A 4,430-nucleotide genomic window follows, 5' to 3' on the forward strand; every position below is an offset into this window, starting at 1 on the left:
TGGACTTGCGCCATACGCAGGTGCCCTTGACCGATTTGTCGAGCTCGTCGAGCTGCGCCTGGTGTGCGGCGAGTTCGTCGTCGCTCGCGGCCACGACGGCCAGGTCGAGCGCGGCGAGCGACACGCGCTGACCGTTCGCCGCGCCGCCGTCGGCGCCCGCGTCGTCGAGCATGTCGATCACGAGGCTGTCCTGGCCGCGCGTCATCGCGAGATACACCTCGGCGAGCAGCTCCGAGTCGAGCAGTGCGCCGTGCAGCGTCCGGTGCGCGTTGCTGATGCCGAAGCGGTCGCACAGCGCGTCGAGCGAGTTGCGCTTGCCGGGGAACATCTGCTTGGCCTGCACCAGCGTGTCGATCACGCCGCCGCAATGCTCGGAGAACGGCGGCAGGTCGAGCCGCGCGAATTCCGCGTCGAGGAAGCCAAGGTCGAACGGCGCGTTGTGGATGATCAGCTCGGCGTCCTGCACGAAGTCGCGAATCTGGTTGGCGACTTCCGCGAATTTCGGCTTGTCGCTGAGGAATTCGGTCGTGAGCCCGTGCACCGCCAGTGCGCCCGGATCGCTGTCGCGCTCGGGGTTCACGTAGAAGTGCAGGTTGTTGCCGGTGAGCCGCCGGTTCAGCAGCTCGACGCAGCCGATTTCGATGAGGCGGTCGCCCGTGCGGGCGTTCAGGCCGGTGGTTTCGGTATCGAGAATGATCTGGCGCATGTCGGGAAAAACGTAGAAAACAGGGGAGCGGCCCGCGTTCAGGCCGTGAGCGATTCGACGCCGCGATTCGCGAGTGCGTCCGCGCGCTCGTTTTCGGGATGGCCCGCGTGGCCCTTGACCCAGCGCCACTCGACCTCGTGCTGCGCGACGAGCGCGTCGAGCCGCTTCCACAGGTCAGCGTTTTTCACGGGCGTCTTTGCCGCGGTGACCCAGCCTTTCTTCTTCCAGCCGTGAATCCACTCGCTGATGCCTTTCTGCACGTATTGCGAGTCGGTATGCACGATCACCTGGCACGGCCGCTTCAGCGCTTCGAGCGCGGCGATCACGCCCATCAGCTCCATGCGGTTGTTGGTCGTGTTCGGCTCGCCGCCGAACAGTTCCTTTTCCTTGTCGCCGTAGCGCATCAGTGCGCCCCAGCCGCCGGGGCCGGGGTTGCCCTTGCAGGCGCCGTCGGTATAGATGTCGATGGTATCGGTAGTCATGAATGTTCTTGATGAGTGGTCGGGGAGGCCGCCGGCGTCAGGCCCGGTGCGAGCACGGGCTTCTTCATCCGGATCTGGCCGACGAGGCGCATGCCGCGCACGCGCTTGACGGCCGTCACCATGTAGACGGCGCCGAAGATCGGCCACCAGCGGTCGCCGGCGGCCTCCATGAAGCCGTAGCGGGCCAGCCACTTGTCGGTGACGAGCGGCGGCCGGTAGCAGCCGAAGCGGCCGCGTTCGAGATCGAAGCCGAGCAGCTTGATCCAGTCCTTGAGCCGGATGAATGCGATCTGGTCGCGCGTGGCCGGCACGAACGGGCGGTTCGCCATGCGCCCGAACGATTGCCGCATGCCCCACAGGCTGAGCGAATTGAAGCCGGTGATCACGAGCTGGCCTTCCGGCATCAGCACGCGCTCGGCCTCGCGCAGCAGGCGGTGCGGATCGGACGTGAATTCGAGCGTGTGCGGCATCACGATCAGGTCGACGCTCTGCGACTCGAACGGCAGGTCGAGCAGGTCGCACCAGGTCGTGCTGCGGCCGTCGGGCGCGTGCTCGGGCGCATGCGCCTCGCGCGCCCACGGATACTGGTACGGCGCGCTCGCGCCGCTCGCCGGATCGAGCACGAGGCCGCGATACGGCATGCGGTTCTCGCGCAGCGCGTCGAGCTGCGGCAGGCCGAGCTGCAGCGCGTGGAACCCGAAGACGTCGGACACGATCCGGTCGAGCTGCGCCTGCTCCCAGCCCAGCACGTAGCGGCCGGGCGGTGAGTCGGTCCAGGCGGGCCAGTCTATAATTTGACGGTCAGACATAACGATGATTGCGCGCCCATGAACGAGCTGGAATACGTGCCGGTTCCGGCATTCGATGACAACTATATCTGGCTCGTCTCGGACGGCCGCGATGCGATCGCCGTCGATCCGGGTGAAGCCGCGCCGGTGCGCCGGGTTCTAGCCGAACGCGGCTGGCGGTTGACCGCTATTTTACTCACGCACCACCACGCCGACCACGTCGGCGGTGTCGCGGCACTGCGCGATAGCCAACCGGACGATGCGCCGCTCACTGTTTACGGCCCCGCGGCCGAGGCGATCGGCGTAGTGACGCAGCCGCTCGAAGGCGGCGATCGCGTGACACTCGACGCGCCCGCCGCCACATTCGACGTGCTCGACGTGCCGGGCCACACGCGCGGCCACATCGCCTATTTCCAGGCGGCCGGGCAGGGCAACGCGGCCCCGCACGTGTTTTGCGGCGACACGCTGTTCTCGTGCGGTTGCGGCCGCCTGTTCGAAGGCACGCCCGCGCAGATGCTCGCGTCGCTCGACGCGCTCGCGGCGTTGCCGGGCGACACGCACGTGCATTGCGCACACGAATACACGCTGTCCAACATCCGCTTCGCGCTCGCGTGCGAACCCGGCAATGCGGCGCTCGCCACGTGGCGCGACGACGCACAGGCGCTGCGCGCGCGCGGCGTGCCGACGCTGCCCACTACGATCGCGCATGAGCGTGCCGTTAACCCGTTCATGCGTGCGGACAGCGATGCGATCCGCGCGACGCTCGAGGCCGAGTTGCACGAAACAGTGCCGGATCGTCTGACGGCGTTCACGCTGATGCGCGAGTGGAAAAACCGGTTCCGATGATGATTTCCGGAGGACTCCAAAGCTCAAGCGGTGTCTGTAAAAATTGCTCCAAATGTAGGATTTCGCTGAGTTTTCGGTGTTTTTATTGACGTGAAGCACGCACTTCCGTAGTATCGCCTGCAATTTCCAGCCGTCGGAAGCAGAGATTTTCATGCGACTTATATTGAGTGCGATGGTGGTTCTGCTGCTCGCCGCTTGTGCGAGCCAGGCCCCTGTCGCCAACAACGCCGCCGATTCGCAGGCGACGTCCACCTACCTCCGTAAATCAGCCACCGCCAAAGAAACTGTCGACGTCGACAAGCAATCCGTCGGCGACCTGACCAGTGCGGACTCCGATCTCTGGGGTCGCATCCGCCGCGGTTTCCAGATGCCCGACCTGCAGACCGACCTCGTCGACATGCAGACCACGTGGTACACGCAGCGCCCGGATTACGTGCAGCGCATGACCGAGCGCTCGCAGAAGTACCTGTACCACATCGTCGAGGAGCTTGAGGCGCGTCACATGCCGACCGAGCTCGCGCTGCTGCCGTTCATCGAGTCCGCGTACAACCCGCAGGCGCTGTCGGTCGCGAAGGCGGCCGGCATGTGGCAGTTCATGCCCGGCACGGGCCGCACGTACAACCTGAAGCGCAACATGTGGCAGGACGAGCGCCGCGACGTGCTTGCGTCGACGAGCGCCGCGCTCGACTACCTGTCGCGTCTGCATGACATGTTCGGCGACTGGTATCTCGCGCTGGCCGCGTACAACTGGGGCGAGGGCAACGTGCAGCGCGCGATCGCGCGCAACCAGGCGGCCGGCCTGCCGACCGACTACCTGAGCCTGCGGATGCCGAACGAGACGCGCAACTACGTACCGAAGCTGCAGGCGGTGAAGAACATCATCGCGAATCCGCAGCAGTACGGCCTCGCGCTGCCGGACATCCCGAACCACCCGTATTTCGTGACGGTCACGACGTCGCGCGACATCGACGTGGCGGTGGCCGCGAAGCTCGCGAACCTGTCGCTCGACGAATTCCGCTCGCTGAACCCGTCGTTCTCGAAGCCGGTGATCCTCGGCGCGACCGAGCCGCAGATCCTGCTGCCGTTCGACAACGCGTCGGCGTTCGAGAAGAACCTGAAGGCGTACAACGGCCAGCTTTCGACGTGGACCACCTACACGGTCAGCGAACGTGCACGGCCGGCCGCGATCGCCGAGAAGATCGGCGTGGACGCCGATACGCTGATGTCGATCAACAAGATTCCGGCCGGCATGCGCCTGAAGCCGGGCTCGACGATCGTCGTGCCGCGCGGCGACGACGACGACGAGGACATCAGCGCCGACGTCGCCGAAAACGGCGCCCTCGCGATGGAGCCCGACGTACCCGACACGCGCAAGATGCTGATCCGCGTGCGCCGCAAGCAATCGATGGCGGCGATCGCCGGCCGCTACGGCGTGTCGGTCGGCCAGCTCAAGGCGTGGAACCGTACGCACCGCGATCTCGCGATGCCGGGCCAGGCGCTCGTGCTGCACGTGCCGGTCGGCCGTTCGGTGCCGGCGGAACCCGGTCCGGAACGGATCGCGACGTCGGCCGGCGGTGCGCACATCGAGCGCGCGAGCCTCGCGGTGGG

General features: G+C 66.4%; 5 protein-coding genes. 2 read left to right on the forward strand and 3 right to left on the reverse strand.

Annotated elements, in window-relative coordinates; translation table 11 throughout:
- The 3 genes from dnaQ to G3N99_RS35365 form a co-directional block, all read right to left on the reverse strand.
- Nucleotides 1-706 (reverse strand): DNA polymerase III subunit epsilon (gene dnaQ / locus G3N99_RS35355; RefSeq protein WP_206124680.1); only part of this gene is annotated, 706 nt, incomplete at its 3' end.
- Between the two features lie 38 nt (nt 707-744).
- The gene (gene rnhA, locus G3N99_RS35360; protein WP_039347704.1) at nt 745-1,188 is read right to left on the reverse strand and encodes a ribonuclease HI; all 444 of its coding nucleotides are present in this window, start codon (nt 1,186-1,188) and stop codon (nt 745-747) included.
- Nucleotides 1,185-1,997: a class I SAM-dependent methyltransferase gene (locus G3N99_RS35365; protein ID WP_089430881.1), complete on the reverse strand. Its 813-nt coding sequence runs from the start codon at nt 1,995-1,997 to the stop codon at nt 1,185-1,187. The genes rnhA and G3N99_RS35365 overlap by 4 nt, the downstream gene beginning before the upstream one ends.
- A gap of 18 nt (nt 1,998-2,015) precedes the next feature.
- Here G3N99_RS35365 and gloB point away from each other — a divergent pair, with 18 nt between their 5' ends.
- The gene (gloB, locus tag G3N99_RS35370; RefSeq protein ID WP_174941221.1) at nt 2,016-2,822 is read left to right on the forward strand and encodes a hydroxyacylglutathione hydrolase; all 807 of its coding nucleotides are present in this window, start codon (nt 2,016-2,018) and stop codon (nt 2,820-2,822) included.
- A gap of 151 nt (nt 2,823-2,973) precedes the next feature.
- Nucleotides 2,974-4,430, forward strand: a 1,457-nt coding sequence (locus tag G3N99_RS35375) for a transglycosylase SLT domain-containing protein (protein WP_206124681.1), incomplete at its 3' end; no start/stop codon positions are given.

Source organism: Burkholderia sp. Ac-20392 (genome assembly GCF_017104585.1).
GTDB lineage: Bacteria > Pseudomonadota > Gammaproteobacteria > Burkholderiales > Burkholderiaceae > Burkholderia > Burkholderia lata.

Coding starts and splice junctions, on each gene's coding strand:
- rnhA (WP_039347704.1), bottom strand. CDS start 1,188: ATGACTACCGATACCATCGACATCTATACCGACGGCGCCTGCAAGGGC.
- G3N99_RS35365 (WP_089430881.1), bottom strand. CDS start 1,997: ATGTCTGACCGTCAAATTATAGACTGGCCCGCCTGGACCGACTCACCG.
- gloB (WP_174941221.1), top strand. CDS start 2,016: ATGAACGAGCTGGAATACGTGCCGGTTCCGGCATTCGATGACAACTAT.